Raw genomic sequence first — 4588 nt, forward strand, 5'->3', positions numbered from 1 at the left:
GGGCCGCCGCAGCCGGGGCCGACGCAGCCGGGGCCGCCGCAGCCGGAGCTGTCCGAGCCGTCATCGAATCCGCCGGCGCAGCCGGCACCGTGGAGGCAGCCGAAGACCGCTTTCCAACAGGCGGCCGGGCCGAGCCCGAGCCCGTCCGTCCTCACAGCGCCGACGCGGACCTCCCGTGGGGTCACCGGCGTGATCACTCCGGCGCGGCTGCGGCAGCTCGGGGTGTGCCTCACACTCGGTGTCGTCGCCGCGCTGGTGACCGGGCCCAGCGGCGACTCCGCTCACCCGTTCCGTGCGCTGCGGCAGTCGGTGATCGACCCGCGCATCGGGGTATTCCTCGGCCTGGCGGTCGGATTGTGGGTGGTGCTGGTCGCCGCGACGGAGCTGCGACCGGTGCTCGGCCGGGTGACGGTGACGGCGCGGGCACGCCGGCCCGTGAGGGCCACGTTCGAGCGGCGCTACGGCAACGTCGGCCTCAACGTGGTCCTGCTCGCCATCGCGATCGTGGCGCCGATGCTCGTCTCGACGGCGGCGCAGCAGTCGATGGTGAACGACATCGGCATCTACGCGCTGCTCGCGCTCGGGCTGAACGTCGTGGTCGGCTATGCGGGCCTGCTGGACCTCGGCTACATCGCGTTCTTCGCGATCGGCGCCTATGTGGCCGCCTACTTCAGCTCGTCGTCGGCGATGCCGTGGCATGCACCGTTCATTCTCAACCCGTTCTTCGTCCTCCCGATCGCGCTCGTCCTCGCGGCGCTCGCCGGTGTGATCCTCGGTGCGCCGACGCTGCGGCTGCGGGGTGACTACCTGGCGATCGTGACGCTGGGTTTCGGGGAGATCATCCAGTTGATCGCGAACAACTCGGACGAGATCACGAACGGCCCGCGTGGGGTGTTCGGGGTGCCGCACCTGTCGGTCGACCTGCCCGGGATCCACTACCAGTGGGGAATCGATCCGCTCCCGTACTACTACCTGCTGCTCGGGATCGTGGTCCTCGTCATGATTGCCTTCGGACGGCTGGAACGATCCCGCATCGGCCGGGCCTGGGCTGCGATCCGGGAGGACGAGATCGCCGCGGAGGCCACCGGGGTGCCGACCCTGCGGATGAAGCTGCTCGCCTTCGCGATCGGGGCGTCGGTCTCCGGGTTCGCCGGCGTCCTGCTCGCCACCAAGCAGTTCTTCAACCCGCAGAGCTTCAGCCTGCAGTCGTCGTTCCTCGTGGTGGCGGTGGTCATTTTCGGTGGGATGGGCTCGCGGCTGGGTGCGGTGACGGGTGCCGTCGTCCTGCAGGGGCTGGCCTTCTACCTGCGCGACAAGGTTCCGCCGACGGATCGGTACATCTACTTCGGTGCTGTGATCATCGCAATGATGATCTTCCGTCCGCAGGGCCTGGTGCCATCCCGCCGCAGACGCCGGGAGATCGAGCTCGCCGGGGCCGGCGCCGGCGCGTCGGACTCGCTCGGCGCAGCCCCGCTCGGAAGGACCGTCACATGACCGTGCACCTTGGCGACGCTGTGCACCCCGGCGACGCTGTGCACCCTGGCGCCGTCGCCGCATGACTGCCGTCGCCGCGACCGGACCGGCCGGCACGCCGGGCAGTCCGCCGTCCGACCTGGTACTTGAGGCCCGTGACCTGATGTTGCGGTTCGGCGGGGTCACCAGCCTCGACGGGGTCTCGTTGCAACAGCGCCGGGGCGAGATCCTGGCCGTGATCGGGCCGAACGGAGCCGGTAAGACCTCCCTGTTCAACTGCTTCACTGGCGCGTACCGGCCGCAGCAGGGGTCGGTGACGTTCTGGCGGACGTCCCGCCGGCCGGCGGAGATCGTCGGCCGCAGCCCGCATGCCATCACCCACCTCGGAATCGCCCGGACCTTCCAGAACATCAGGCTCTTCCCCGCCCTGTCGGCGCTGGAGAACGTGCAGATCGGTACCGAGGTCCGGCAGCGGTACGGACCGTTCGGTGCGATCCTCGGGCTGCCCGGCGCACGGCGGCAGGAACGGGCCGGAGTCAGTCGGGCGTTCGAACTCCTCGATCTGGTCGGCCTGTCCCACCGCGCGCACGACCTGGCCTCGTCGCTGCCCCACGGCGAACAGCGCCGGCTGGAGATCGCCAGGGCGCTGGGCACCGACCCGCGGCTTCTTCTCCTGGATGAGCCCGCAGCCGGGACGAACCCCGCCGAGAAGCGCAGTCTCGAGGCGCTGATCCGGCGGATCGCCGGGGGTGGGGTCTCGATTCTGCTGATCGAGCATGACATGCGGCTGGTGATGTCCATCGCCACCTCGGTGGTGGTGCTGAACTTCGGCCGCGTCATCGCTCACGGCACCCCGGCCGAAGTCCAGCACGACCCGGCGGTGGTCGAGGCGTACCTCGGAGTGGAGACCGGCGGCGGTGTGGAGGCCGGCGGACCGCGGACCGCCCACGGCAGTGGCGTGCGGACCGCGGACGGCGGAGTGCGGAGTGCGGACACGTCCGGCGGGACCGACAGGGAGGTGCGGTGATGTTGCTGGAGCTCGCCGACATCGAGGTCAGCTATGGCGCCGTACCGGCGTTGCGCGGCGTCCGGCTGGAGGTTGCCGAAGGGGAGATCGTGACGTTGCTCGGGGCGAACGGCGCCGGGAAGACGACCACCCTGCGGTCGATCTCCGGGCTGCTCCGCCCCCGGAGCGGGGAGATCTACCTCGACGGACGGCCGCTGTCGTCCATACCGGCGCACACCCTGGTCGGGCAGGGGGTCAGCCATGTCCCCGAGGGGCGGCGGGTGTTCGCCGCCATGACCGTCCGGGAGAACCTGCTGATGGGCGCCTACCACGACCGGCGGCATGTGCGGGAGGACATCGAACGGGTCTTCACCCTGTTTCCCCGGCTGGCCGAGCGGGCGTCCCAGGTGGGTGGCACCCTTTCCGGCGGGGAGCAGCAGATGCTGGCTATCGGCAGGGCGTTGATGAGCCGGCCCCGGCTGATGTTGCTCGACGAGCCGTCGATGGGGCTGGCCCCCCGGATCATCCAGACCATCTTCGAAGTGATCGTCGAGATCAACAAGGTCGGCGTGGCCGTGCTGCTGGTGGAACAGAACGCGGCACAGGCCCTCAGGATCGCGAATCGTGGCTGCGTCCTGGAGAACGGCCGGGTTGTCCTCGCCGGCAGCGGCGCCGACCTGCTCGCCGACGACCGTGTCCGGCAGGCATATCTCGGCGAGGACGTCTCCACCGGATAGCCCTTTCTTCCTCCGTCGCTATTGACGGGTCACGTCCGCACGACCCCTGCCAGGAGACCCGACCAACATCCCTACATTATGGACGCGCACCGTGACGGCTTCCGCTGCCTCATGATCCAGGAATCCGTGCAGCGCCGGATCGCCGGAGTGCCGTCCCAGCGGGCGGTTGAGATCACGGTTCTGTGGACGGCCGGTGTGCAGCGATGGCCGGTGCTGGGTGCGGACACTGCTGGCGTGAGGCTGAGATCTACCCGTGGTATCCGCCTAGGTATACTGATGTTATGTCCGTGACGACGATGAAGATCCAGACTGAGGTGCGGGATTCTCTTGCGAGGGTTGCCGCCGATGACTTCTACGGGGTCACGCTCTCCGAGGCTGTTGCGCGGCTCGTTGCCGAGCACGAGGAGGCTCGGCTCCGTCGGCAGATCTCGGCTGCATACGCGCGGCTTCGCGATGATGCGGACGGTTGGTCCGCCTACGTCGCCGAACTTGACGAATGGGACGGTGTGACGGCCGATACCGGCGAGGGCTCGTGAGTCGTCTTGTCCGGCCCGGTCAGGTCTGGCTCGTCGACCTGGGCGTTCCCATCGGCTCCGAGCAGGCGGGGAGGCGTCCCGCCGTCGTTGTGGGTTCTGCCCTGCATTGTTCGTTCCCAATCGAGATGGCCCTCGTTACACCGTGCACGTCGGTCGATCGGGAATTACCGCACCACGTAGCCATCGATTGGCGGGCTGCGGGTTTGGACCGGCCGACGTGGGTGCGTACAGAGGATGTGCGTTCCGTGTCCGAGCGCAGATTCGCGGCACGGGGGCCGCTCGGTCGACTCACCGACACCGACCTCGCCCAGGTGCGGCGTTTCATCCGGATGATGATCGATGAATAGATATGGGATGCAGGTGGCATCCCGGTACATGCCCCGTACCTGGTCGCGGGTCACCAGCGCTACAGGGTGCTGAGCATGCCTTCGCAGGTGCGGCGGTGGGCCGCGGTGGTGTGGGCGGTCATGCTCGGGTCGGCTCGAACGGTGCGTTCGTTTGCCGCCGTCCCCAGCTGTGGGCCTGGCGTGGTGGATCGAGTCCGGCTGTGGTCCGGTCGTCTCGGGTAGGTGGTGGGGCGTCGGGCGGTTCGTAGAGTGACGTTGGACGGTCCGTGCCCCGGGGCCGTGGAGGGTGGTGACCGGTGCGGCGGTTCAACATGGCGGGTCCCTGCCTGCCGGAGTACCACTACATGGTTCCGGCGCTGTCGCGGCTGCCGGAGGCACCCGGGCTGGTCGAGCAGCTGGGCTACTTCGTGGTGCACGCGCCCCGGCAGACGGGGAAGACGACGGCGTTGCGGGCGCTGGCGCGGGAGCTGACCGCCGCCGGCCGGTATG

The 4588-nt window shown here is 69.1% G+C and carries 5 protein-coding genes and 1 pseudogene; all 6 read left to right on the forward strand.

Annotated features, from left to right (window positions below):
* Positions 1-189: 189 nt before the first annotated feature.
* On the forward strand, positions 190-1494 hold the full coding sequence (locus DD1DGNOD_RS07645) for a branched-chain amino acid ABC transporter permease (RefSeq protein ID WP_131765862.1): 1305 nt from the start codon (positions 190-192) through the stop codon (positions 1492-1494).
* A gap of 61 nt (positions 1495-1555) precedes the next feature.
* A complete protein-coding gene (locus DD1DGNOD_RS07650) occupies positions 1556-2500 on the forward strand; it encodes an ABC transporter ATP-binding protein (RefSeq protein ID WP_131765863.1) in 945 nt (314 codons plus the stop codon).
* On the forward strand, positions 2500-3216 hold the full coding sequence (locus DD1DGNOD_RS07655; protein WP_131769760.1) for an ABC transporter ATP-binding protein: 717 nt from the start codon (positions 2500-2502) through the stop codon (positions 3214-3216). Before DD1DGNOD_RS07650 ends, DD1DGNOD_RS07655 begins: the two co-directional genes overlap by 1 nt.
* Positions 3217-3512: 296 nt before the next feature.
* The gene (locus DD1DGNOD_RS07660) at positions 3513-3752 is read left to right on the forward strand and encodes a hypothetical protein (RefSeq protein ID WP_241255535.1); all 240 of its coding nucleotides are present in this window, start codon (positions 3513-3515) and stop codon (positions 3750-3752) included.
* Entirely contained in the window at positions 3713-4099 is a 387-nt protein-coding gene (locus DD1DGNOD_RS07665) for a type II toxin-antitoxin system PemK/MazF family toxin (RefSeq protein WP_241255536.1), read from the forward strand. The genes DD1DGNOD_RS07660 and DD1DGNOD_RS07665 overlap by 40 nt, the downstream gene beginning before the upstream one ends.
* A gap of 311 nt (positions 4100-4410) precedes the next feature.
* Positions 4411-4588: pseudogene (locus DD1DGNOD_RS07670) on the forward strand (ATP-binding protein); the annotation flags it as partial.

Source organism: Candidatus Protofrankia californiensis (assembly GCF_900634765.1).
In the GTDB taxonomy this organism is placed as follows: Bacteria; Actinomycetota; Actinomycetes; order Frankiales; family Frankiaceae; genus Protofrankia; species Protofrankia californiensis.

Excerpts from the sequence above, each read along its gene's own strand:
- DD1DGNOD_RS07650 (WP_131765863.1), top strand. The coding sequence starts at position 1,556 with ATGACTGCCGTCGCCGCGACCGGACCGGCCGGCACGCCGGGCAGTCCG.
- DD1DGNOD_RS07665 (WP_241255536.1), top strand. The coding sequence starts at position 3,713 with ATGGGACGGTGTGACGGCCGATACCGGCGAGGGCTCGTGAGTCGTCTT.
- DD1DGNOD_RS07655 (WP_131769760.1), top strand. The coding sequence starts at position 2,500 with ATGTTGCTGGAGCTCGCCGACATCGAGGTCAGCTATGGCGCCGTACCG.
- DD1DGNOD_RS07660 (WP_241255535.1), top strand. The coding sequence starts at position 3,513 with ATGAAGATCCAGACTGAGGTGCGGGATTCTCTTGCGAGGGTTGCCGCC.